This window comes from Acinetobacter sp. WZC-1 (assembly GCF_052544965.1).
Window position 1 is genome coordinate 659,192 of sequence record NZ_CP199370.1, and the last position, 24,219, is coordinate 683,410.

General features: G+C 47.9%; 27 protein-coding genes. 18 read left to right on the top strand and 9 right to left on the bottom strand.

Features of this window, described 5'->3' with window-relative positions:
• The 3 genes from ACT6PV_RS03160 (at position 1) to ftn (ending at position 4,030) form a co-directional block, all read left to right on the top strand.
• Positions 1 to 1,089: a cell division protein ZipA C-terminal FtsZ-binding domain-containing protein gene (locus tag ACT6PV_RS03160; protein WP_445115043.1), complete on the top strand. Its 1,089-nt coding sequence runs from the start codon at positions 1 to 3 to the stop codon at positions 1,087 to 1,089.
• A gap of 80 nt (positions 1,090 to 1,169) precedes the next feature.
• Entirely contained in the window at positions 1,170 to 3,206 is a 2,037-nt protein-coding gene (gene ligA / locus ACT6PV_RS03165; RefSeq protein WP_445115044.1) for an NAD-dependent DNA ligase LigA, read from the top strand.
• Positions 3,207 to 3,565: 359 nt separating this feature from the next.
• Complete coding sequence (gene ftn / locus ACT6PV_RS03170) at positions 3,566 to 4,030, top strand: heteropolymeric bacterioferritin subunit Ftn (protein ID WP_445115045.1); 465 nt, start codon at positions 3,566 to 3,568, stop codon at positions 4,028 to 4,030.
• Positions 4,031 to 4,157: 127 nt separating this feature from the next.
• Here the strand turns inward: ftn and ACT6PV_RS03175 are convergent, their stop codons facing one another.
• Positions 4,158 to 4,703, bottom strand: coding sequence for a peroxiredoxin (locus ACT6PV_RS03175; RefSeq protein WP_445117014.1), 546 nt, complete (start codon positions 4,701 to 4,703; stop codon positions 4,158 to 4,160).
• Between the two features lie 405 nt (positions 4,704 to 5,108).
• On the opposite strand from ACT6PV_RS03175, the gene ACT6PV_RS03180 reads away from it, so the two are divergent.
• The 7 genes from ACT6PV_RS03180 to ACT6PV_RS03210 all read left to right on the top strand — a co-directional run bounded on the left by ACT6PV_RS03180 (position 5,109) and on the right by ACT6PV_RS03210 (position 11,427).
• The gene (locus ACT6PV_RS03180) at positions 5,109 to 5,828 is read left to right on the top strand and encodes a hydrolase (protein WP_445117015.1); all 720 of its coding nucleotides are present in this window, start codon (positions 5,109 to 5,111) and stop codon (positions 5,826 to 5,828) included.
• Between the two features lie 169 nt (positions 5,829 to 5,997).
• Complete coding sequence (bioA, locus tag ACT6PV_RS03185; RefSeq protein ID WP_445115046.1) at positions 5,998 to 7,278, top strand: adenosylmethionine--8-amino-7-oxononanoate transaminase; 1,281 nt, start codon at positions 5,998 to 6,000, stop codon at positions 7,276 to 7,278.
• The gene (locus tag ACT6PV_RS03190) at positions 7,275 to 8,432 is read left to right on the top strand and encodes an 8-amino-7-oxononanoate synthase (RefSeq protein WP_445115047.1); all 1,158 of its coding nucleotides are present in this window, start codon (positions 7,275 to 7,277) and stop codon (positions 8,430 to 8,432) included. The genes bioA and ACT6PV_RS03190 overlap by 4 nt, the downstream gene beginning before the upstream one ends.
• A 9-nt stretch (positions 8,433 to 8,441) precedes the next feature.
• Positions 8,442 to 9,230, top strand: a complete 789-nt coding sequence (gene bioC, locus ACT6PV_RS03195) for a malonyl-ACP O-methyltransferase BioC (protein ID WP_445115048.1) — start codon at positions 8,442 to 8,444, stop codon at positions 9,228 to 9,230.
• Positions 9,227 to 9,928 (top strand): dethiobiotin synthase, encoded by a 702-nt coding sequence (gene bioD, locus ACT6PV_RS03200; RefSeq protein ID WP_445115049.1) that lies wholly within the window; start codon positions 9,227 to 9,229, stop codon positions 9,926 to 9,928. The genes bioC and bioD overlap by 4 nt, the downstream gene beginning before the upstream one ends.
• Positions 9,929 to 10,065: 137 nt before the next feature.
• On the top strand, positions 10,066 to 10,524 hold the full coding sequence (locus ACT6PV_RS03205) for a nucleoside deaminase (protein ID WP_445115050.1): 459 nt from the start codon (positions 10,066 to 10,068) through the stop codon (positions 10,522 to 10,524).
• A gap of 129 nt (positions 10,525 to 10,653) precedes the next feature.
• Positions 10,654 to 11,427, top strand: coding sequence for a transporter substrate-binding domain-containing protein (locus ACT6PV_RS03210; protein ID WP_445115051.1), 774 nt, complete (start codon positions 10,654 to 10,656; stop codon positions 11,425 to 11,427).
• Between the two features lie 60 nt (positions 11,428 to 11,487).
• On the opposite strand, the gene rluB is transcribed toward ACT6PV_RS03210, so the two are convergent.
• From rluB to ACT6PV_RS03225, 3 genes are read right to left on the bottom strand one after another with little or no spacing between them, the layout of a single operon-like run.
• Positions 11,488 to 12,426, bottom strand: coding sequence for a 23S rRNA pseudouridine(2605) synthase RluB (gene rluB / locus ACT6PV_RS03215; protein ID WP_445115052.1), 939 nt, complete (start codon positions 12,424 to 12,426; stop codon positions 11,488 to 11,490).
• Positions 12,427 to 12,467: 41 nt separating this feature from the next.
• A complete protein-coding gene (scpB, locus tag ACT6PV_RS03220) occupies positions 12,468 to 13,058 on the bottom strand; it encodes an SMC-Scp complex subunit ScpB (protein ID WP_445115053.1) in 591 nt (196 codons plus the stop codon).
• A complete protein-coding gene (locus ACT6PV_RS03225) occupies positions 13,055 to 13,846 on the bottom strand; it encodes a segregation and condensation protein A (protein WP_445115054.1) in 792 nt (263 codons plus the stop codon). Before ACT6PV_RS03225 ends, scpB begins: the two co-directional genes overlap by 4 nt.
• A gap of 344 nt (positions 13,847 to 14,190) precedes the next feature.
• Between ACT6PV_RS03225 and ACT6PV_RS03230 the strand changes: the two genes are divergently transcribed.
• Positions 14,191 to 14,925 carry a GNAT family N-acetyltransferase gene (locus ACT6PV_RS03230; RefSeq protein WP_445115055.1) on the top strand — a complete coding sequence of 245 codons (735 nt, stop codon included), beginning with the start codon at positions 14,191 to 14,193 and terminating at the stop codon, positions 14,923 to 14,925.
• Positions 14,926 to 14,979: 54 nt separating this feature from the next.
• On the opposite strand, the gene ACT6PV_RS03235 is transcribed toward ACT6PV_RS03230, so the two are convergent.
• Together ACT6PV_RS03235 and ACT6PV_RS03240 are read right to left on the bottom strand one after the other, a co-directional pair.
• On the bottom strand, positions 14,980 to 15,597 hold the full coding sequence (locus tag ACT6PV_RS03235; protein ID WP_445115056.1) for an L-threonylcarbamoyladenylate synthase: 618 nt from the start codon (positions 15,595 to 15,597) through the stop codon (positions 14,980 to 14,982).
• An 84-nt stretch (positions 15,598 to 15,681) separates the two neighbouring features.
• Positions 15,682 to 16,332 carry an elongation factor P hydroxylase gene (locus ACT6PV_RS03240; RefSeq protein WP_445115057.1) on the bottom strand — a complete coding sequence of 217 codons (651 nt, stop codon included), beginning with the start codon at positions 16,330 to 16,332 and terminating at the stop codon, positions 15,682 to 15,684.
• 98 nt (positions 16,333 to 16,430) lie between these two features.
• Here ACT6PV_RS03240 and ACT6PV_RS03245 point away from each other — a divergent pair, with 98 nt between their 5' ends.
• The 6 genes from ACT6PV_RS03245 (at position 16,431) to lysM (ending at position 20,121) form a co-directional block, all read left to right on the top strand.
• Positions 16,431 to 16,988 carry a YceD family protein gene (locus tag ACT6PV_RS03245; protein ID WP_445115058.1) on the top strand — a complete coding sequence of 186 codons (558 nt, stop codon included), beginning with the start codon at positions 16,431 to 16,433 and terminating at the stop codon, positions 16,986 to 16,988.
• A gap of 74 nt (positions 16,989 to 17,062) precedes the next feature.
• Entirely contained in the window at positions 17,063 to 17,248 is a 186-nt protein-coding gene (gene rpmF, locus ACT6PV_RS03250) for a 50S ribosomal protein L32 (RefSeq protein ID WP_445115059.1), read from the top strand.
• A 156-nt stretch (positions 17,249 to 17,404) separates the two neighbouring features.
• Entirely contained in the window at positions 17,405 to 18,403 is a 999-nt protein-coding gene (fabD, locus tag ACT6PV_RS03255) for an ACP S-malonyltransferase (protein ID WP_445115060.1), read from the top strand.
• Positions 18,400 to 19,134, top strand: coding sequence for a 3-oxoacyl-ACP reductase FabG (fabG, locus tag ACT6PV_RS03260; RefSeq protein WP_445115061.1), 735 nt, complete (start codon positions 18,400 to 18,402; stop codon positions 19,132 to 19,134). Before fabD ends, fabG begins: the two co-directional genes overlap by 4 nt.
• Positions 19,135 to 19,220: 86 nt before the next feature.
• On the top strand, positions 19,221 to 19,457 hold the full coding sequence (gene acpP, locus ACT6PV_RS03265; protein ID WP_445115062.1) for an acyl carrier protein: 237 nt from the start codon (positions 19,221 to 19,223) through the stop codon (positions 19,455 to 19,457).
• Between the two features lie 190 nt (positions 19,458 to 19,647).
• On the top strand, positions 19,648 to 20,121 hold the full coding sequence (lysM, locus tag ACT6PV_RS03270; RefSeq protein WP_445115063.1) for a peptidoglycan-binding protein LysM: 474 nt from the start codon (positions 19,648 to 19,650) through the stop codon (positions 20,119 to 20,121).
• A gap of 235 nt (positions 20,122 to 20,356) precedes the next feature.
• Here lysM and ACT6PV_RS03275 read toward each other — a convergent pair whose 3' ends face one another.
• Complete coding sequence (locus ACT6PV_RS03275; protein WP_445115064.1) at positions 20,357 to 20,626, bottom strand: hypothetical protein; 270 nt, start codon at positions 20,624 to 20,626, stop codon at positions 20,357 to 20,359.
• Between the two features lie 196 nt (positions 20,627 to 20,822).
• On the opposite strand from ACT6PV_RS03275, the gene ACT6PV_RS03280 reads away from it, so the two are divergent.
• Positions 20,823 to 22,292, top strand: coding sequence for a coniferyl aldehyde dehydrogenase (locus ACT6PV_RS03280; RefSeq protein ID WP_445115065.1), 1,470 nt, complete (start codon positions 20,823 to 20,825; stop codon positions 22,290 to 22,292).
• Positions 22,293 to 22,469: 177 nt separating this feature from the next.
• Here the strand turns inward: ACT6PV_RS03280 and hemJ are convergent, their stop codons facing one another.
• On the bottom strand, positions 22,470 to 22,922 hold the full coding sequence (gene hemJ, locus ACT6PV_RS03285; protein WP_445115066.1) for a protoporphyrinogen oxidase HemJ: 453 nt from the start codon (positions 22,920 to 22,922) through the stop codon (positions 22,470 to 22,472).
• A gap of 14 nt (positions 22,923 to 22,936) precedes the next feature.
• Positions 22,937 to 24,169, bottom strand: coding sequence for a beta-ketoacyl synthase N-terminal-like domain-containing protein (locus ACT6PV_RS03290; RefSeq protein WP_445115067.1), 1,233 nt, complete (start codon positions 24,167 to 24,169; stop codon positions 22,937 to 22,939).
• Positions 24,170 to 24,219 lie beyond the last annotated feature (50 nt).

Genomic DNA, 24,219 nt, shown 5'->3' on the forward strand with positions numbered 1-24,219 from the left:
ATGGAAATCACCACAATTATTGGAATTGTTGTTGCAGTTATTATCATTCTGGTGGGTTTGAGGATGGTACTGCGAAAACCTGATGATGCAGCCCCCTCACTGGAATCTGAATTGCATATCAACTCAGACTGTAATCAGCCGGTGATTCCCCGTCATGTCCGGGATCAGTTACAGCCTGTTGCAGCCAGTGCTGCTGAAAAAACCGGGCGGGTCGAGCCGAAACTGGATTCACTGGGGACCATAGATACAGATACTGTTGCAGCAAATGCTGTTGTGGCGGATGATGCTGTAGTGGATCGTGTCGTGGCAAATGAGCAGAATGAAGCGCCAGCGCCCGATACAGCTGAACCTGACACCATAAACAGTAAGGCAACAGATCCTCAGACAGAAGCTGCTGTGCAGACATCTGACGAATCTCTCCTGACTGATCATCATACAGCCCATATGGCAAGCCAGCATGCTGTAATTGACCAGGAAGGCACAACCGAAGATCATACCGGGGATCATACAGCTGAAACGCCGGTGCTGCATACTGAACCCGAATTCCAGCTGAATCCGGACATTGAAACGGCCGAGATTCAGGAATTCGATGCCGACAGCAGCATTCTGGATGTACATCTGCATGAACAACAGCGCTTTGATGATGAAAGTACACTGGCGAATGCAGAAAATATTATTGCGCTGCATATCTATCCAAATGCAAAAAAAATACTGTCTGGTGACAAGGCTCTGAAAGTCTTGCTGAAATATGGTTTGCGCTATGGGGAGCTGTCCTGTTTTCACCGTTATGAAAATACAGGAGCGCAAAGTCAGCTGATGTTTTCAGTATTACGGATTACTGATGAAGGTCCGGCCGGCTTTGATCTTGAAACCCTGTCCACTGAGCAGGTGCAGGGACTGGCGTTTTTTCTGGCCTTACCGCACCCGGATGTACAAAAGGGTTTTGATACCATGGTCAGCATTGCCGGCCTGATTGCCCGGGAAACCGATGGGACGGTTTATGATGAAAATAACCTTGAATTTACCCCACAGCTGAAGGAACACTGGCGCCATAAGGCCATTGATTACCGTCCGGGGCAGAAAGTTTAAAATTTCAGATCAAATATTGATCATTGACAACATAAATCTCTGGGCGGAATTTTCCGCCCTTTTAGATGGTGAAAGTGTACATGGATAAAACTGCGGTAGTTGCTCAGATGCGTCAATTGATTCGACTGATTCAGGTGCATAATCATGCCTATCATGTGATGGATCAGCCGGTCATTGAAGACAGCGAATATGACCAGCTGTTTCATCAGTTAAAGGCGCTGGAACAGCAGCATCCGCAACTGATTCAGTCAGACTCACCTACGGATAAAGTGGGAGATGTGCCCTTATCGAGATTTGAAACCATGACACATATGGTCCCGATGCTGTCACTGGGCAATGTCTTTAATCAGGAAGAATTGTTTGCTTTTGCCCGCCGTATCGAAGAACGTCTGCCGAATCAGACCATTCAGTATGATGTGGAGCTGAAGTTTGATGGTCTGGCGATTTCGCTGTGGTATGAAAATGGCGTATTGACCCGGGGTGTGACCCGGGGTGATGGTGAAACGGGAGAAGTCATTACCCAGAATGTCAGGACCATTCGGAACCTGCCTAAAGTGCTGTCCTCTGACACCATGGAGATTCCACAACTGCTGGAAGTCCGTGGTGAGGTGCTGATGCCGAAAGCAGGCTTTGAACGCCTGAATGCCGAGCAGGAAGCCCGTGGAGAAAAGACATTTGCCAACCCGAGAAATGCAGCAGCAGGCAGTCTGCGTCAGCTTGATCCTGCAATTGCCGCAGCCCGCCCACTGGCATTTTATGCTTATGGCATTGCCCAGTGTGAGCCACCGCATGGACTGAGTTCAATGTCGGCAAGTCTGCAATGGCTGTCAGATCTGGGTTTTGCTGTCGGTGAGCGGCAGTTTATCTGTGACAGCATTCAGCAGGTCCAGAATACCTATGAGCAGATTAACCGGGAGCGTCCGGCCTTAAGTGTCGAAATTGACGGCATGGTCATTAAAGTGAATGATTTAAAACAGCAGCAGCAGCTGGGTTTTTTAAGCCGTGAACCGCGTTGGGCAACCGCTTATAAATTTCCGGCGGTGGCAGCCCTGACCACGGTGGAAAATATTGACTGGCAGGTGGGGCGAACCGGAACCTTAACGCCGGTTGCCCGGCTGAATCCGGTGTCTGTCGGTGGGGTGACCGTGTCCAATGTCACCCTGCATAATATCGGTGAAATCCATCGGCTGGATGTACGTATTGGCGATACAGTCAGTGTTTATCGCAGTGGCGATGTGATTCCCAAGGTGGAAAAGGTCTGGCCGGAATTCAGGCCGGAGCATGCAATGCAAATTAGCCTGCCGGCACAATGTCCGGTGTGTTCATCCCCGGTGGTGATGCCGGAAGGTGAGGCACTGGCACGCTGCTCCGGTGGTTTATATTGTGCTGCACAGCGGATTGAAGCCATTCGTCATTTCGTTTCGCGTAAGGCACTGGATATTGAAGGACTGGGAGACCGCTGGGTCGAATCATTACTGCGTCTTGATCTACTGAAGGATGTTGCAGATATCTATCAGCTGCATACGCATCGTGAGCAACTGCTCGGTCTTGAAAAAATGGGGGAGAAATCGGTTCAGAACCTGTTTGATGCCATTGAAACCAGTAAGAAAACCACACTGGCGGCATTTATCTATGCACTGGGGATTCGTGGTGTGGGAGAAACCACTGCCCGGATGCTGGCCAATAGTTTCCAGACCTTTGAGGCGTTGCGCAATGCAGAGATCGATACACTGAAAAAAACGCCGGATGTGGGAGACATTACCGCAGAATGGATTATTGATTTCTTCCGGGCACCGCATAACATGGAGGTGATTGACCGTTTACTGGCCGCAGGCATCCATTGGGATGCGCCGATTGCACCGACACGGCAGCCTTTCAATGGTGAAAGCTGGGTGATTACCGGAACGCTGAGCCAGATGGGACGTGATGAAGCCACGCAGATGTTACAGGCATTGGGCGCCAGAGTCAGCGGTAGCGTTTCAGCGAAAACCAGATGTGTGGTGGCAGGGGAAAAAGCCGGTTCCAAACTGGAAAAAGCAGAAAAACTGGGAATTCCGGTGCTGGATGAAACGGCATTTCTGGCGTTGATGGCGGAGTATGGTCAACGTTCAGCTTAAACACAGTGCAATCAAGCATAATGTAATGAGGAATACCGGGCACTGCATGGCTCGCAGCGACTTTTGATTGCGATCTGTATTGAAAAATCGGTGATTCAGATTCCAGACCAGCTGAAATAAGAAGCATTGTCAATCGTTACAAAAAATAAAATATGGTTTTTTTCAGAGAAACAGCCCTACTCAGAAGCGTGAATTTCTGCAAGGGCTTATTTTTTATGTGGAAACTGAAGTGATTCTAACTGTAAATGCGTATGTTTCTCATTTTTATTTTATAAAAATCATGAACTTACTTTGCTTATTGTTTTGCATTGTCCGATAAAGTTGTCCATAATATCCGCAAATTGACAGGAGTTCCTGAGATGCGTGGCAATCCAGAAGTCGTAGACTATTTAAATATGCTGATCGGTGGCGAATTGGCTGCCCGTGATCAATATCTGATTCATTCCCGGATGTATGAAGACTGGGGATTAAGCAAAATTTATGAACGTATCGATCATGAAATGCAGGAAGAAGCAGAACATGCCGATGCAATCATCCGTCGGGTATTGTTCCTGGAAGGAACGCCGAATATGCATCGGGATGATATTGAGGTGGGTACCGATGTGGTGAGCTGCCTGAAATCTGATCTGAAGCTTGAATATCACGTGCGTGAAAAACTGGCAAAAGGCGTCAGACTCTGCGAAGAAAAGGGTGACTATGTGACCCGTGATATGCTTCGTCAGCAAATGACAGACACCGAAGAAGACCATACTTACTGGCTGGAAAAACAGATCCGTCTGATCGAGCTTGTCGGTCTACAGAACTACATACAGTCTCAGATGTAAGCATTGGCTGTATACTGAATCAGGGGGAAGCTTCTCAGGCCTGGTTCTAAAAAAGCTGTGAGTCACTCACAGCTTTTTTATTGGCGGAATGTTTTGTTGAGCAGCATTGTGCCGGGAAATATTCTGTTTATGATTTGTTTTTGGCAAACTTCTGAATATCAGCCAGTACCTGGTCGGCATGGGTCTGAGTATTGACACTGCTGTAGTGATAAACAATGGTGCCCTGAGGATCAATCAGAAAAGTCTCTCTTTTGGCAATTTTCGTGATACCCAGATTGCGGATGATACCCAATTGGCTGGCCAGCTGATGGTCATGGTCAGCCAGAATCGGAAAGGGCAGTTTCAGTTTTTCGGAAAATTGTTGATGTGATTGAACATCATCCAGGCTGGCGCCCAGCACCACGGCATCATTTTTGAGAAACTGTGGGTAAAGTGCTTTAAACTGATTGGCTTCCTGGGTGCAGCCCGGTGAATTATCCTTGGGGTAAAAATACAGTACAACCCATTTGCCCTGATACTGACTGAGCTGATGCCATTTGCTGTTCTGGTCCTGCAGCTTAAAGGCAGGCGCGGGCTTTCCGACCCATTGTTTCTGCGCAGAATTATTTTTAGGAAAAATGGCGTTTTCAGCGTGGCTAAGGGCTGGAAAGCCGGATAATGTGCTGAGACACATTAGTCCGGTGGTGCAGATTTTTAGAATATTCATATGCTTCACCGTGGAATTGATCAGATGAGTGGGGCTGATCACTGTATATTAGCAAGCCATTGTCCATTCACAAAGTGTTGAAATGTTGATGCGTCGCATGATTACCCCACCGGGAATGGTTGGATGTGCTTATATTTTTGCTTTGATTATGCTTTTATTGTGTTTTTATTGCGCAGGGCACTTTCAGTAATCCGTCATATGCGGGAGGCATGAAGAAAACGTCCGGTGCCGGGGTTTTACCGGATCATGTTACTGTATTCAGTAGGGCAGATTCAGCCTGACTGTACTCAACTCAGGTGGATCCGGAATTAATTGGATCAGCCAATCCAGGCCACGGCGGCAGCAGCTGCCGGTAACAATGGACACATTATCTTGAAGCAGAATATTTTACTCATTACAGGCTGGGGCGGCGGTACCCGACTGCTTGAGCCGTTAACACAGTCCCTGCAACAACAGGGATATCAGGTTGAACTGATCAACATCTTTAATGCTGCGGATGAGCAGACCATGCAGCAACAGGTTGAGTTTGCCCGTCAGTATGATGTGTTGATCGGCTGGTCACTGGGTGGGCAACTGGCCACTTTACTGGTGGATCAGCTTGAAAAACAATATGCGGAACAAAAAATACTGGTGACGCTGGCGTCCACCCCTTGTTTTGTAGCAAATGCGGACTGGCAATCTGCAATGCGGCCGGATATATTTCAGGCATTTAGGCATTCCTTTGAACAGGATGCCAGTGCGACCCTGAAAAAATTTGGTTATATGGTCTGTCAGGGTGTGGAAAGCACAGCTGCCGATTTTGTCAGACTGCAAAGTTTAATCCAGCCACAGCAGATGCATGTGCTGCAACAGGGACTGGATTTACTGGAACACTTAAATGTTGTCGGTATCCTGAAAAACTATCGTGGGTCACAGTATCATCTGTTTGCTGAACAGGATGTGCTGGTTAGTTGCAAAGTTGCCGCAGAAATTCAGAAATTGCATGCAGAGTTTTCAGAGGTGGCGCTGGTTTCAGGTTCGCACGGCTTTCCTGTGTTTCATGCAGAAGCAACAAGTCACAGTATTTCGCAGTATTTACAGAAACTCAGTTAACATATTGCCGGATTGGTCAGATCCTGCAATTTATTTTTTCTGCTGACCGGTTTAATATCTGAAGAGCTGTTTTTCTGTGTTCAGTTTTTTGTGTTTTTAGGCTATTTGCTTTTTACTGTATCGGGTTTTGACGGTATTGAGTTTTCTGCTGTATTCAATGGAGTGATGGATGACCGATTTATTTGACCATGAGCATTTATGGCATCCTTATACGTCCATGACACATCCCTTGCCGACCTTCAAGGTCAAAAAAGCTTATGGTGCGATCATTGAGCTTGCAGACGGACGTCGGCTGATCGATGGCATGTCGTCATGGTGGTGCGCCATTCATGGTTATAATCATCCTGAGCTGAATCAGGCGGTGACAGATCAGTTGCAACAGATGGCACATATCATGTTTGGCGGTTTTACTCATGATCCGGCCATTGAATTGGGAAAATTATTATTAAAAATTACCCCGCCGGGTCTGGATAAGATTTTCTATGCTGACTCCGGTTCGGTTGCAGTGGAAGTTGCACTGAAAATGGCGGTACAGTACTGGACTTCACAGGGCAATGACCAGAAAACCAATTTTGTTACACCACGTTCCGGTTATCATGGTGATACCTGGAATGCCATGTCAGTCTGTGATCCGGTCACGGGGATGCATCAGATTTTTGGCGCAGGTTTACCGGGCCGTTTCTTTGTGCCGGCACCTCAGACGGGTTTTAATGCAGCATGGGATCCGGAGGATATCGCCGGGCTTGAACAGCTGCTGCAACAGCAGCATGCCAGTATTGCCGGGCTGATTCTTGAACCAATTGTACAGGGTGCGGGTGGCATGCGTTTTTATCATCCTGAATATCTGCGTCAGGCCAGATTGCTTTGTGATCAATACCGGGTGCTGCTGATTTTTGATGAAATTGCGACTGGCTTCGGTCGGACCGGTAAGCTGTTCGCATGGGAACATGCTCAGGTCGAGCCTGATATCATGTGTATCGGCAAGGGGCTGACCGGAGGCTATATGACGCTGTCGGCGACCCTGACCACTCGTCATGTTGCAGAAACCATCAGTCAGGGTACGGCCGGTGTATTTATGCATGGCCCAACTTTTATGGCCAATCCACTGGCCTGTGCGGTGGCACTGAAAAGTACGCAGTTACTGCTGGAGCAGGACTGGCAAGGCAATATTCAGCGGATTGAACGGCAGCTTTGTGAATATCTGCAGCCGCTGGTCCGGCTGGATTTTGTGCAGGATGTGCGTGTTCTTGGTGCAATTGGAGTGGTTGAACTGACTTTTGATGTTGATATGCAGACCCTGCAACAGCAGTTTGTTGAACGTGGCATCTGGGTGCGGCCCTTTGGCCGGCTGGTGTACGTCATGCCGCCCTATATTATTACAGATCAGCAGTTAACGGTTTTATTACAGCAACTGGTTGCCGTGGTGCAGACCATGCAGGAGCCGACATGAGTTTGCTCGATCATTATGCTGCACAGCTGGATGTGCTGAAACAGCAGGGAAATCTGCGTCAGCTGACATCGAATCGGCAACAGGGGCGTTATATTGAAATTAATGGTCAGCAGTTGCTCAACCTGGCGTCCAATGACTATCTGGGACTGGCAGCCGATGTTCAGCTGCGGGAACAGTTTTTTGATGAGACGCCGAACGAACTCCGGGTGATGAGTTCTTCATCGTCACGTTTGCTGACCGGTAATTTTCCGGCATATGTGCGCCTGGAAACACGCCTGAGTCAGCTGTTTGCCGGTCGTTCAACCTTGTTGCTGAACAGTGGTTATCACATGAATATTGGCATATTGCCGGCACTGAGTGATGGCCGCACCCTGATTCTGGCCGATAAGCTGGTCCATGCCAGTATGATTGATGGTATTCGATTGTCGTCTGCAAAGTCTGTACGCTACCGGCACAATGATCTGAGCCATCTGACAGAATTATTGATGAAATATCATGAAGATGAATCACTGGATCGGATTATCGTGGTGACGGAATCCATTTTTAGTATGGATGGTGATGAAACGGACCTGGTGCAACTGGTCAGCATTAAAAAACAGTTTGCCAAAGTGATGCTCTATGTCGATGAAGCACATGCCGTGGGTGTCCGTGGTGACCGTGGCCTCGGTTGTGCAGAACAATATGCGGTACTGGATGAGATTGACCTGCTGGCCGGAACCTTTGGTAAGGCCATGGCCTCTGTCGGTGGTTATCTGATCTGTCATCCGGTGATCCGTGACTATCTGATCAACAGTATGCGCCCATTGATTTTCAGTACGGCGCAGCCACCGGTCTGTATGGCCTGGACAGATTTTATGCTGGAGAAAGTGGTGGAGATGCAGCAGGCACGTTCGCAGTTACAGCAGCTCAGTCGGTATTTACAGCAGGCTGTCCTTAATCAGGGCTTTGGCTGTCCGTCCACGTCACATATTGTGCCTGTGATCACGGGTGAGTCACAGCGGACAGTGGCACTGGCCAGGCAAATCCAGCAGGCCGGTTTTTATATCATGCCGGTACGTCCACCGACAGTACCACAGCACAGCTCAAGATTACGGATTTCCCTGACCAGTCAGGTAACCCAGGCCGATCTTGAACAGCTGATTCACCTGTTGTGAGGATAACGCGTGAATAATGCCGGCATTAATAAATCCCGGGTGGCACTGCGTTTTTCCCAGGCAGGGCACAGCTATGCCCGGCATGCCATTGTACAGAAACAGATTGTTCATCATGTGTTGCATCTTATGCATGCCTGCCTTCCGCAGGCTGCTTTTGAGCGTGTTTTTGAAATTGGCTGTGGGTCAGGCAATCTGACCCGGTTAATTCAGCATGATTTTCAGATCAGCCGGTTGATATTGAATGATCTGTATGACGGGGTACAGCAGCATTTTCCAGCAGATCAGCAGTTGCAATGGTGGATGGGTGACATAGAACAACTCACCTTTCCGGAGCAGCTGAATATGATTGTGTCCAGTTCTGCGCTGCAATGGATGACCCGGCTCGAGGAAATTTTCAGAAAATCCGCAGCTGCCCTGACTGAGGGCGGCTATTTGTGTTTTTCCACATTTGGACCGCAGAATCTGCGGGAAATTAAAACCCTGACGGGTCAGGGACTGGATTATGATGATATTGAAAGCATCCGGGAGCAATTAATCCGACAGGGATTTGAGACTCTGCATTTGTCTGAACAGATCGAAACGCTGACTTTTGAACATCCTCAGCAGATCTTGCAGCATTTAAAGGCCACCGGAGTGACTGCCACTGCCGGCGGATATCGCTGGACCCGACAGGGCTTGGAGCAGTTTTATCAGGCTTATGCCCAGTTCCTGCAGTCTGATGCATCAGCGCCGCATGCTCATCTGCGTTATCCGCTGAGTTACCATCCCATCTATTGTATTGCCCGGAGAAAACCATGACAGCACCCGTCTATTTTGTGAGCGGGATTGATACCGGTATTGGTAAAACCTTTGCAACCGGCTATATTGCCAGATTATGGAATGAGATGGGTAAAAAAACCATTACCCAGAAACTGATTCAGACCGGCAATACTGATGTTTCAGAAGATATTGAACAGCATCGTGACCTGATGGGCATGGGGTGGTTCCCGGAAGATGAGACCCGGCTGACCATGCCGGAGATTTTCAGCTATCCGGCCTCACCGCATCTGGCAAGTCAACTGGATGGCCGGGACATTGATTTTGAAAAAATTGAGCAGGCTACCCGACAGCTCGCTGAAAACTATGAGGCAGTTTTACTGGAAGGTGCCGGTGGCCTGATGGTGCCGCTAACCCGGCATTTACTCACGATTGACTATATTCAGCAAAGAAAATTTCCGGTGATTCTGGTGAGTTCCGGGCGGCTGGGCAGTATCAATCATACCCTGCTGAGTCTGGAAGCCTTAAAAGTGCGGGGCATTGAATTGTATGCACTGGCTTATAATCTGAACGATGAATCGCAGGATGAGCTGATTTCCAGGGATGCTGCGACTTATCTTCAGGGTCGGTTGACTGAACATTTCCCGGATGCGCAGTGGATGGAGATTCCTGTCCTGTCAGCTGGAAAGAGCAATGGATCCTGTGTATCAGGACACACGGATACACAGGATAGCGACTGATAAAATCAGCCGGACCCAGTATGGTTTTACGCTCATATAATGCGTTCACTGTTTCAATCGTCAGAAATGATATGGATACCCCGGCCGTTTCATTCGGTTGTAAAAATTTAATCGGGTTTTATTTAAGGAGATCAATCATGGCAGACATGGATTACATCCAGCAGGCCATTCAGCTGGCAGAGCAGAATGTACAGTCCGGTGGGCGCCCATTTGGTGCTGTTATTGTGAAAAATGATGCAGTGATCAGCCGTGGGGTCAATCAGATCCTGCAGACCAATGATCCCACTGCCCATGCAGAATTACAGGCTGTGCGTGAGGCTTGTCACGTGCTGCAAAGTATTTCATTGAAAGGCTGTACGGTTTATGCAAGCGGGCAGCCTTGTCCAATGTGTCTGGCGGCCATGCGGATGACGGGTATTGAGCGTATTGTCTATGCCTATTCAAATCAGGATGCAGAACCCTTCGGACTGTCAACAGAAAACATTGCCATTCAGCTCAGGGCAGAACCCCGGCAGCAGCAGGGTCTGGAATTTATTCAGTTAAAACCTGGCCCGGAACCGGAACTTTACGTATTATGGGCAGGCAAACAAAGCTGAATATCAGGCATCACCATAAATGGCTTTTCAATGATACAGATCAGAGACTGTTGATATTCATGACTGTTTGCGAACAAAAGCCAGTCGGGATGCCGCACCTCTGTCCGTTCATTCAATGAGGGTGTTCACATGAAAATCAGATATTACACTGCTTTTATCCTGACGGCTGTGTTCAGTGCGCAACAGCCGTGGGCGCAGACTTCACATCTGGATGATGTGCTGAAAAATAAGACCTTGAAGGTTTGTACCACCGGAGACTATAAACCGTATAGCTTCCTGAATGATCAGAAGCAATATGAAGGACTCGACATTGCCATGGCACAGTCGCTTGCCAGAAGCCTGGATGCAAAAGTGAATTTTATCCCGGTCAGCTGGAAAACCCTGATGCAGGATTTTCAGGCACAGCAGTGTGATATTGCCATGGGTGGTGTTTCCGTGACCCTGAAACGACAGCAGACGGCGTGGTATTCTTCGCCGCTGGGCGTGGATGGAAAAATTCCGCTGGTGCGCTGTGAAGACCAGCAGAAATATCAGACTGTTGCCCAGATGAACCGTGCTGAGGTAAGGCTCATTGAGCCGGCAGGGGGCACCAATGAAGCCTATGTACGTGAGCATCTGCCGCAGGCCAGTCTGGAGTTCTCGGATAACATCACCATTTTTGATAAATTGCTGGATAAAAAAGCCGATGTAATGATCACGGACACCTCCGAAGCGCTGTATCAGCAGAAGCAAAAACCGGGGTTGTGTGCGGTCCGGCCGGATCAGCCGCTGCAATATGGTGAAAAAGCCTATTTATTGCCGCAGAATGATATGTCCTGGAAAATGTATGTGGATCAGTGGCTGCATCTGAGTCAGGCCAACGGTGAATATCAGCAGCTGCAACAACAGTGGATGCCGCGTTAACTGATTTTCCGGGCAATAAAAAAATGCCTCAGATCTGAGGCATTTTTTATGGTGGATGAATCAGCGGTTAAAATTGTTCTTTATGCCGGGTGGTTTTCCTGCAGCTGAACTGCGCTGATGAGTCTCTTTTTCCTGCTCCGGATGAATGTCATTGTCACGGCGTTGCTGGCGTAAATAACCGCCACGGCGTGCGGACATCGGTTTTTCCTGCATGCGTTCAGTCCGGCGTTTTGCCATACCAAACAAGCCGGTGCCCTGGCGGGGTTTCAGTTCAACACTTTTGGCCAGATTATCAATTTCCGCTCTGTCCAGTTCAATCCAGCGGCCGGTGCGAAGTTCCCGCGGTAAAATTACCGTACCATAACGGGTACGCAGTAAGCGGCTGACTTTTAAGCCCTGGGATTCAAATATACGGCGGACTTCACGGTTACGGCCTTCCTTGACCACCACCTGATACCAGCGGTTAATTCCTTCACCGCCGATTTCAGAAAAAGATTCAAACCTGGCCGGGCCATCATCCAGTACCACGCCGTTCATCATGTTCTGACGCAGCTGAGGTGTCACTTCTCCCATGACACGTACGGCATATTCACGTTCAATTTCATTGGACGGGTGCATTAAACGGTTGGCCAGTTCACCATCATTGGTAAACAGTAACAGACCGGTGGAGTTAATATCCAGGCGGCCCACCATCACCCAGCGGTCATTGCTGATCGGTGGAAGATGATCAAACACAGTCGGACGTGATTCCGGGTCATTACGGGAGCAGATTTCACCTTCAGGTTTATAGTAAATCAGAACACGGCGACGGATTTCATCTTCAATCTGGAACTGAACCTTACGACCATCGATGCGAAGCTCATCGCCCGGTTCAATCCGTTCGCCCACCTGAGCAACCTGCCCATTGACACTCACACGACCGGCAGCAATGACTTCCTCCATATAACGGCGGGAACCTAAACCAACCCGTGCGAGTACCTTTTGCAATTTTTCACTCATGACAGCATAACCTTAGAAATAATGATCAACAGTTCACCTGTTTATGATTTGGGTGCTTGCGCATCCAGTGCCATAAACGCTTCCCTGGCATCCTGAAGGGGAGGCAACTGGTCCAGTGAAACCAGACCAAAAGCATTTAAAAATTGTGGCGTTGTGACTAACAACGCAGGTCTTCCCGGAAGTTCCCGGAATCCGGATTCCTTAATCCAGTTCCATTCAAACAGGGTCCGGAGAATCTGACTGTTATTGGTAACACCCCGAATTTGTTCAATATCGGCTCGGGTAACCGGTTGATGGTAGGCAACCACTGCAACGGTTTCAAGCAGTGATGGCGACAGTTTTGCCGGACGTTCCGGCCAGATCTGACCAATGATATTACGATATTTGCTGCGTACCTGAAAGCGATAGCCCTGGGCTGTTTCCACCAGTTCAACGGAACGGCCATGCTGCAGCACAGCAAGTTGTTGCAGATACTGACGTAATTGCTGTTTTGAATACTGGCCCTGAAAGGCCTCTTTCAGACGGGCAATGGATATCGGCGCATCACTGACAAAAATAATGGCTTCCAGTTGCATGAGCACCTCATGATGCAACTCATCTGCATGAAAACTGCTGTGCTGATCGATGGTCATGCCTGTACTCCCCGGATGGTCAGGGCTGTTTCAACACCTGTGGACACAATACTGATTTTCTGCTGACGGCTCAGTTCAAGAATGGCCATAAAGGTCACCACCATGCCCATACGCCCCTGACTCGGTTTCAGTAATTGTCCAAAACTGAGTGTTGCACCTGAATTCAGCAGTTGCTCAATATGGAAAATCCGCTCTTCCAGTAATACGGGTTCCTGTTCGATTTTATGTGTGACCGGTTCAGGCCGGTTAAAAATACAACACAGGGCATCACGCAGGCTTTCTGCTTCATAGCCTTCATGGGCAATGGCAATCTGACTCAGGGCAACCGCAGCAGGAAAGGTATCACGTTCCAGCACAGGCATCTGCCCAAGATGTTCCGCGGCCTGTTTAATCCGTAAATAAGTTTCCAGCCGGTCAATCAGTTCCTGGCGGGGATCTTTCTCAGGGCTGGGGGTCTGCGGTTTGGGCAGTAACAAGCGCGATTTCAGGTCCGCCAGCAGGGCTGCCATCACCATATAATCGGCAGTGAGTTCAATGTTCAGGGATTTCATGCTGTCCATGTAGGATAAATACTGGGCAGCAATCGGGGCAATATCCAGTTGTAAAAGGTCAAAACCGTTTTGCTGAATCAGATAAATTAAAAAGTCGAGTGGTCCTTCGAAATGTTCCAGCAGAATTTCGAATGCAGCAGGAGGGATATATAAATCCGCCGGGATGGAGTCCTGCCATTCATCCAGAACACGAATGTGCGGGATCTGTTCCAGACGGTCATGGATTGCCTGAGTCATTACTGTTTTTAGCCACGCGAATTTTCAAAAGCATGTTTGGGGCGATTCGAAAAATCACTTTCCGGAACTCATGTGTCAGACATCAGTCAGCAAAAAAATAAAGATCGAACAGCGGTTACAACGTTTTTCATTCTAAAGTAAAAACTGATCTGAATAAATTATTAAATCGGGAAAATGGTAAAAAACCTGAAAATAAAAAGAGAATATTCCAGTAATGGGCGATGGCGCCCAGTTTTATTTGGCAGACTTCCGGCATATTTTTGCATTTTTTAACCATTTGCATAAAGCAGGGAGTGGGAAAATGCGTATGATGATTTTGAACAGGCTCTTGATGAAGCAGCAGAATGTTGAACTATCAAAAAATAGAAATGAACGAATTCGGGCAAAAAGTCGGACTGAAAGTCGTTCCATCCGGTGCAGTTCAGTTTAAGCCGGAAACCCTGGCAGGGGTGTCTGTGACATTGCGGCTGATTGACAGTGCAATATTTAAAAACATGCCTTATTCATATTTATGGCAGGTTGTTGAAACTGAGCCGGATAAAAGTTGCTGGACTTATTTGCCCTATAGTGGCTTTGATTTTTCCATTCAGCTGGAGACAGCCCTGAAAAATAATTTTAACTTTCCGAAATCGGTGCATTATCTGATTGAGGTTGACCATAAAGTACTGGGATGGATTGCGCTGTTGAATCCACGATCGGAACAACGGGCCATTAAGGTGGGAAATGTGTATTTTTCACATCAGATGAAACGCAGTCGGGCCTCTACAGAAACCCTCCATTTGTTATTACAGGCCTGTTTTGATCAGGGCTTTCGCCGGGTGGAATGGAAATGCGACAATCTGAATGAACCTTCAAAACGGGCAGCGGAGCGTTTCGGTTTTCAGTTTGAAGGTGTATTCCGTCAGGATCGCATGAGCAAGGGTCGTAACCGGAACACGGCATGGTTTTCCATATTGGATGAAGAGTGGCCTGCCTTGCAGAAGGCCTATCTGGACTGGTTGAAACCGGAGAATTTCGATGCAGATGGTCAGCAGAAAATTACGCTGAGTGATTTTATTAAATTGTATAGCACGCTTTGATAGACCAATATCTATTTAAAACACACTGATTTAAGTGTCTGGGTTTAACAGCACTTATTCAAAAGCACTGACATCTCCGACACCACGGCGCACAATTTCAGGATTCACCCCGGACAGGTCGACAATACTCGTGGTGCTTAAGGTGCCCAGCCCGTTGTCAATAAACACATCAATGCGTTTTTCAAGTTGCTGCACAATATCAAAAGGATCATCCAGCGGATCATGCTGACCTGGCAGAATCAGGGTGCTGGTTAACAGCGGCTCGCCCAGTTCCTGCAACAGCATCTGACAGATTGGATTACGGGGCACCCGCAGACCAATGGTTTTTTTTCGGGGATGAATTAAACGGCGGGGGACTTCACTGGTGGCCGGTAAAATAAAGGTGGTGACTGCCGGCGTATTGGCTTTGAGCAGCCGGTACATGGCATTGTCCACCCGGGCATACGTGGCAATATCAGATAAGTCTGCGCAGAGAATGGCGTACTGGTGTTTGGGCCCAAGACCACGCAGCTGGCTAATGCGTTCCATGGCATGCTTGTTGCCGATCTGGCAGCCGATGGCATAGGCGGCATCGGTTGGATAGATCACAACATCTCCGGCGCGGATGTGTTCCACCGCCTGGCTGATCAGTCGTGGCTGAGGATTGTCAGGATGTACTCTTAAATGCAGCATATGATTCTCTCCTGATATATTTTCAGCAGATTATCGCTTGAATCGGGAAAATGTTGCAATGTCAGTCCGTTGAAATCCTGCCGCTTAGTCCAGCATTTCACGGCGGAATTCATGACTTTGCAGGGGCCGGTCATCACGGGTACAGGCACAGACACATGCAATAAAGTACCGGGCATCACGTGGCAGCTTTGTCTGACCATTCAAATAACGCTGAACCTGTGCATGCACATTATTTTTAAATGCAGATCCGTCACTGCCTTCACCGGTCAGATTATCCAGCGATACACGGAATTTCCGACCAAAGGCTGTGGCAAATAACCATTCGATGGCCTGTGGTTTCACCTCGACTTGTTCAAATAGCTGTTGTTGCTCTGCGGTACGACCATCCGGTGTATACCAGTATCCCAGGTCTGCCAGTTGCCGCCGCTTGTCACCGGCAATGCTCCAGTGACTGATCTCATGCAGTGCGCTGTTAAAAAAGCCGTGGGCAAACTGAATCCGGGCAGGCCGGTCAGATGTTGCCGGAAAATATTCAGGTTCGGCATTGCCCCGGATCAGTGTCACATTTAAGTGGGAAAACCACCGATTAAAGTGTAAGATAAGCCACTCGACCTGCTGAGCTTCTGTTTGCAGCCCCATCCATGCTGAATGCTGGACAGGCGCAGGATATACCGGAGTGTCCGGGGTTGAATGTAATGAAGTGATGACTTCAGATTGCAGCTGCAACTGATGCATGAGCTGAATTACCAAATGATCTGTCTGAATAAGTACAAAATTGTATCTTATAATCTTTGACAGAGTACCGATGAATTTGTAGAATTGCCGCCTTAATTATGTCAGCAAATACTTTTCCGGCACAGATTGAGCCGTTTAAATGGGCTGAACAGGGCTTTACATGGTCAGGTACCCTGCCATTGTCACGCTTTGTTCGCATTTCCCGTGAAGCTGTTGGATCAATTGATGATCAATTGATCCGTATAGACTGTAAGCTATCAATGGATGCGTATCATCGTATTGTATGGCTGGATGGTTCTGTCGAAGCGAAAGTTCCAATGGAGTGTCAGCGCTGTCTGAATCCGGTTGAAATCACGCTGAACTCAGATTTTCATCTGGCGCTGGTGGATGACGAATCTCTGGTAGAGCGCCTGGATGAAGATGCTGATTTCATCGTGCTGGGTGAAAGTGAAGCGACGATCAAGGGTGATATGGATACCCCTGCATCCGTCAATTTACTATCGCTGATAGAAGATGAATTGCTATTGTTGATGCCCTTGTCGCCGAAACATGACGTTTGTGAGCATAAGCATCAACCTGCCGTTGAGGCTGTCATGGAAAACAAGCGGGATAACCCGTTTGAAGTCCTGGCCAGTCTGAAGGGTAAACTTAACTGATTTGTGTTATACTGCCGGTATAAGACAACTGAATTTGTTCTGATCCATTTTTTCGATCTTTGTAAGGAGCCATCATGGCCGTTCAGCAAAACCGTAAAAGTCGCTCTCGCCGTGACATGCGCCGTTCACATGACGCTTTGACTGAGAGTGCATTAACCGTAGACCAGACTACAGGTGAAACTCACCGTCGTCACCATGTGACTAAGGATGGTTTCTATCGTGGTCGCCAGTTATTCACAAAATCAGCTGATGCTGAATAAGTGATACTGCATCAGCGTATGCATTAAGTGTCAGACTGAGTAGAAAAAATGGGAGCGTAAGCTCCCTTTTTGTTGTATTTCGCAATTAAAAACACCGGTATTTAATGTTAAATTGCTGCATTGGCAACGGGCTGAGCAAGAGTAAAGGACACAAATATGTCTGCTAAACGACTTGGGCAAATGGCTCAGGCAACGAAAACTGCATTTTTATTCCCTGGTCAGGGTTCGCAGAAAACCGGAATGCTGGCTGATCTTGCAGAACAGTTTGCTGGTGTGCAGCAAACTTTCTCTGAAGCTTCTCAGGCGCTGGGTCATGACCTGTGGCATATTGCACAGAGCGGTGAAGGCCTGGATCAGACACAAAACACCCAGCCGGTTCTGTTGACCGCCAGTATCGCATTATGGCGAGTATGGCTGGAACTGGGCGGTATTGCCCCGAAATACCTTGTCGGGCATTCACTGGGTGAATACAGTGCATTGGTGGCCGCAGAGGCCATGACACTGACGGATGCCGTGAAACTGGTGAATCTACGTGGCAAACTGATGCAGTCTGCTGTACCACAGGGTGAAGGTGCCATGGCGGCGATTCTGGGGTTATCCGATGAACAGGTGGTTGCACTGTGTCGACAGGTGTCCGGGCAGGCAGGCGCCCATGCAGCAGCTGCGGTGGAAGCTGCAAATTATAATGCACAGGGGCAGGTGGTGATTGCCGGTTCGGCAGCACTGGTCCAGCAGGTTATGACACTGGCAAAAGAGCAGTCTGGGAAAGCCATTGCGCTTCCGGTTTCAGTTCCCTCACATTGTTCACTCATGAAACCGGCTGCAGAAAAATTTGCTGAGGCACTGGAACAAACGGCCATTGAGTTGCCTGTCATTCCTGTAATACAAAATGTCAACGCGGCTATTGCGACAGATGTGACGCAATTGCGTCAGGCGTTAACCGCGCAGTTGTATCAGCCGGTACAGTGGACCCGCAGCATGCAGTATTTACAGGATCAGGGCATTCGCTATGTGGTGGAATGTGGTCCGGGTAATGTATTGGCCAATCTTGCGAAACGCTTGCCGGATATTGAAAAGGCATTTCCAGTGGATACTCAGAGTCGGCTGGAAGATGCACTGAATGTGATTATGGTTGCAGAAGGGAAAATTGCATGACACAGGAATATAAGGTTGCACTGGTGACCGGTGCAAGCAGAGGGATTGGCGCAGCCATCGCTCAGCAGTTGATTCAGGATGGTTGTTTTGTTGTGGGCACTGCAACCTCAGCAGCCGGTGCAGAAAAACTGACTGCCCAGTTTGCACAGCAGGGGGCCGGTGCGGTACTGGATGTACGGGATGGCACGGCAATTGATGCCCTGGTATCGGATATTGAACAAAAATACGGTTCAGTCATGGTACTGGTCAATAATGCCGGCATTACCCGGGATAATTTATTGCTGCGGATGTCGGAAGATGACTGGGATGACATTCTCAATATTCATTTAAAGGCGGTTTTCCGTCTGTCAAAACGGGTGTTGAAGGGAATGACCAGGGCACGTGCCGGCCGGATTATTAATATCAGTTCCGTGGTTGCACATTTTGCCAATCCGGGGCAGGCCAATTATTCTGCGGCCAAAGCCGGTATTGAAGCATTCAGCCGCAGTCTGGCAAAAGAGATGGGCAGTCGCCAGATTACCGTCAATTGTATTGCACCGGGCTTTATTGCCACAGAAATGACTGAGCAGTTAAGTGAAGACATCCGTAAAAAAATGAGTGATCAGGTGGCGCTGAACCGTCTGGGAGAGCCGCAGCATATTGCAGATGCGGTCAGCTTCCTGGCTTCAGACAGGGCTGCTTACATCACAGGTACAGTGTTACACGTAAATGGTGGTTTATTCATGGCTTAATCCCATGGATAAACTTTGAAAAATTTCCATATTCAATTAAACTAGTGGTAATTATTAAAACGCCACAAGCAATGAGGAGAATTCCTGTGAGCGATATCGAACAACGCGTTAAACAAGCGGTTGCCGAACAACTTGGTATGAAAGCTGAAGAGATTAAAAACGAAGCATCTTTCATGGATGACCTGGGCGCTGATTCCCTGGATCTGGTCGAACTGGTCATGTCTTTTGAAAACGATTTTGACATTACCATTCCCGACGAAGACTCTAATGAAATCACAACAGTGCAATCTGCCATTGATTACATTAGTAAAAAATTGGGTTAATGCACTGGATTGACAGCCATGTTGTTGTAAAAGCCATCGTTACAGATGGCTTTTTTTATTTGAAATCAAAACTATAATTACACATTGTTACGTTTGCCTTACCAAAGACAACCTTTTGCTGAGTGGATATTCGGTATAAAAATAGAGCGATAGATTTTAAACATCACCGATAAAAATACGGAGAAATACAATGGGTCTTTTTGATTTCGTTAAAGGCATTGGTAAGAAAAATACAGCACCGGCTGAACAGCAGGCTGCGCCTGCAACACCGGCTGAGCCATCTGCTCAGGAGATTGCCAACAAATTGCTGGGGTATATCAAGGCATTGGGTTTACCGGTCAGCGGCCTTTCTGTCAGCTATAACAGCACCACGGATCAGGCAACCATTCAGGGTCAGGTACAAAGCCAGGCAGATCGTGAAAAAATTATTCTGGCCGTTGGGAATATTGATCATGTTGCCAAAGTGGATGATCAGATGACGGTTGCGACACCAGAGCCGGAAAGTAAGTTTTATACGGTGAAATCCGGAGATAATCTGTCGAAGATTTCAAAGGAATTTTATGGTGATGCGAATCAGTACAACAAAATTTTTGAAGCAAATCGTCCATTGCTGAAAAATGCAGATGACATTTTTCCAGGACAGGTGCTGCGTATTCCGGCTTGATGTCTGACATTGTAATGTAAAAAATAACCCGGAAATCTGAAAAAGGCGCTGTATTGCGCCTTTTTCATTGGAGTTGCTCTTTTATTGGGGCATGTGAAACCTGCTGGCGGCTGCGGTTCAATACTGATTTTATTCGGGATGCACTGTGGACTGATACCGGTCCTTCCATTGGGTCGGTGCCATACTAACCAGTCCTGGAAGCGGCGACTGAAAATGGACAGCTCGGAGTTTCCGTTCACAGTGCCAAGTCTGTCATGCTGATCGACTCATCGTCCAGCATTCGCAGAGCCTCCTGTTTGTGGATGTCTTCCAGCAAATTACGATAACTGGTGTCATGTTCCTTCAATAGTCGCTGTAACTTTTTCGGATGTATGCCGGCACAGAGTGCAATATTCTGCTTGTTGCATTCTCCTGTGGCCAGCAGTTTCCGAATGGAGCTTTCAATCAGTATCATTTCATCATGCAGTTTTTTTGAGGTCTGGGTGGCAAGTTGCTGGCTGATCAATCAGATTTTCATTTAAGTGAGGTTTGTGCTGTAAAAAAAGCAGTTGGGAAATAAGAGGGCATTCATATCTGCGTTAAAATCAATATCGCAACCGAAGGTCTGAAAAATAGATGTCCTGAAATGTCAAATAAAGTGCAAGCATTTTGTTAATGTAAATTTCAGGAAATAAACTCAGCCCGATTCATGCTGGAAGGGCATGAGTCATATTGATTCCCACAGCGGAAAAACAGGGATGGAAACACAGATGGATACCTCGCAAATTGAACAGCAGTTATCACAGTGTCTGGCGTTGCAGCGTGCAGATTTTCAGAGTAGCGGTGTTGAATCCTATGCAGAACGATGCCAGCACCTGCTTAATTTAAAGGCGCTGATTCTGGATAATCGTGATGCACTGATGGATGCGATCAGTCAGGATTATGGCAATCGCTCCAGACACGAAACCTTATTGGCCGAAATTATTATTGCCAGCGATGATATAAATCATAGCTTAAAGCATCTGAAAAAATGGATGAAGGTGCAAAAGCGCAAAGTGGATCAGACCATGTATTTTGGTGCCAGAAACCGGGTTATCCCCCAGCCGCTGGGGGTGATCGGGCTGATTACTCCCTGGAACTTTCCGGTCAATTTAGCCTTCTCCCAACTTTCAGCAGTCTTTGCAGCGGGAAACAGGGCAATGGTAAAGATGTCGGAAAACTCCCGTAATCTGACCCGATTGCTCATACAGCTGGTGCCGCAATATTTCCCGCCTGAAAAATTACAGTTTTTTGAGGAAACCGGTACGGTCGGTATTGCTTTTTCAAAGTTACCCTTTGATCATCTTATTTTTACTGGTTCAGGTGCTACAGGCCGCAAAGTCATGGCCGCTGCCGCTGCCAATCTGACCCCGGTCACGCTTGAACTGGGCGGAAAATCCCCGGCGGTGATTGACCCGAGTTATCCCATGTCGACGGCAGCTGAACGGATTATGTTTGTAAAACAGTTCAATGCAGGCCAGATCTGTACCAATGTGGACTACTTATTTGTGCATGAGTCGCAACAGGATATGTTTATTCATCATGCACAGAACTGGGTAAACAAGCATGTTCCGGATATTCAGAGCAGGGACTACACCTCCATTATTGATGACACTGCTTTTAATCGGCTGATGCATTGTCTGGCAGATGCAGAAGCAAAAGGTGCAACAGTGATTAACCTCAGTAATCAGCAGCCCGATGCAGAAAATCGCAAGTTTCCTGTGATACTGGTGCTGAACAGTAACGATACAATGGAGATTGATACCCGGGAAACATTCGGGCCGGTTCTAATGGTCAAAACCTATCAGGATCAACAACAGGTGGTCGATTATATTGCCCGGCGTGATCATCCTCTTGCGTTTTACCCATTCAGTCATGACAAATCCCTGGTGAGTTTCTATGTGGAAAATATCATGTCAGGTGGCGTGTCTGTAAATGATGCGCTGTTTCATGTCAGTCAGCTGGATTTACCTTTTGGTGGGGTTGGTGCCAGTGGTATGGGGCATTATCATGGCCATGAAGGATTTCTGTTGTTTTCTAAATTAAGGCCTGTCTTTTATCAGGCGTGGTTTTCGGGAATGAAGTTTCTGGCGCCGCCTTATGGAAAGTTTGCAGATCGCATGCTGAAGTTTTTATTGCGTTTTAAGTCATGAGCTGTTCTTAAGGAAAGGATGGTAAATACCCGGGGAAGTTTTGTACTGGATCAGCAGCATTGAATTCTGCTGATCTGAGATCAGTGGATGTCTCCGATACTCTGCGCAGCCAGGCAGATATTATGGCGATGTATGACCATGATAACTGCTGTGTTGTTGCAGGATGGTTGCCGGGGTTTAAAACTGTGGTTTGACCACCACCAGAATCACCACGGCAAATAAAATCAGCGTTGGCATTTCATTAAAAAAACGCCAGAATCTGTGCGATTTATAATGTGCATTGCCAATCAGTTTTTTGCGGTAATAGCCGCAGATAAAATGATAGATGACCAATAAACCGACTAAGCCGACTTTCAGGTAAAACCACAACGCCTGGTGATAGTGACGGGTCGCATCTCCCCAGGCCACCAGGAAGTGCGCCGTGATGAGGGTGGCAATCATTGAAGGCCACATAATACCACGGTACAGCTTACGCTCCATGATTTCAAAACGCTGATGACTGACGGCGTCATCACTCATGGCATGGTACACGTACAGACGGGGTAAATAAAATAAGGCTGCAAACCAGCAGACTACGGCAATAATATGGAGTGCTTTTACCCACAGGAAAGCATCTGAAGCTGCATCCATGAATGATCCTGCTCTCAGGCATCTGCCCATTTTCTGAAAACGAGGCAGGCATTGACCCCGCCAAAACCAAAACTGTTGCTCATGACCGCATTCAGTGTTGCATCACGCTTTTCAAGCACGACATCAAATGCTGCTGCACCTTCATCCAGTTCAGTGACATTAATATTGGGTGCAATAAAATTATGCTGCATCATCAGAATGGCATAAATGGCTTCCTGTACACCGGCTGCCCCCAGGCTGTGACCGGTCATGGACTTGGTGGAGCTGAGCGGCGGCACCTGGCCTTCGCCAAATGCACGTGCCATGGCCTGAAGCTCCGTGACGTCACCGGCAGGGGTGGATGTACCGTGCGTATTGACATAATCAATCTTGTCGACACCATGTTGTTTTGCTTCTTCCAGTGCCATCAGTATACAACGGGTCGCGCCTTCTCCTGAGGGTGCAACCATGTCGGCACCGTCGCTGTTTGCTGCATAGCCGACGACTTCTGCAAGAATGTCTGCACCACGCGCCTGTGCATGTTCCAGCGATTCCAGCACCACAAAGCCACCGCCACCGGCAATCACAAAACCATCGCGGTCTTTTGAATAGGGCCGTGAAGCTGTTTCCGGAACATCATTATATTTTGAGCACAGTGCGCCCATGGCATCAAACAGCAGACTCTGCGACCAGTGGTCTTCTTCGCCGCCACCGGCCAGCATTAAATCCTGTTTGCCCATCTGAATCAGATTATAGGCATAGCCAATTGCATCGGCTGAAGTGGCACAGGCACTGGTAATGGAATGTGCAATCCCCTGCAGTTTAAAGGCGACACCTACATTGGCCGTGATGGTATTGGACATGTTGCGCGGCACAAAAAACGGTCCGATTTTACGGGCGCCTTTTTCTTCCAGCAGTTTGACCATTTCCGCAACCGATGCCGTTGAGTTACCGCCTGAACCACCGGCAATGCCATAACGTGGATTTCCGCCCAGTTGCTCAACCGTCAGACCGGCATGTTCCACGGCGGCAACGGCTGCATTATAGGCATACATTGCACAGACACCCATAAAGCGCTTGAGTCTGCGGTCAATGTTGTCAAAATTCTGTTCGGCTGCTGCACTGACGTGGCTTTTAAAATTCAGCTCAGCATAAGTCGGGTTAAAACGTGTACCGGCGATACCATGTTCAAGTGAGTGCCTGACTTCGTCCAGGGCGTTACCAATACATGAATTAATGCCCATGCCAGTAATTACAACACGTTTCATTTATACAGTTCCCTTTATGGTGTGATTTGAATCTGTGCCAGTCATGTTCT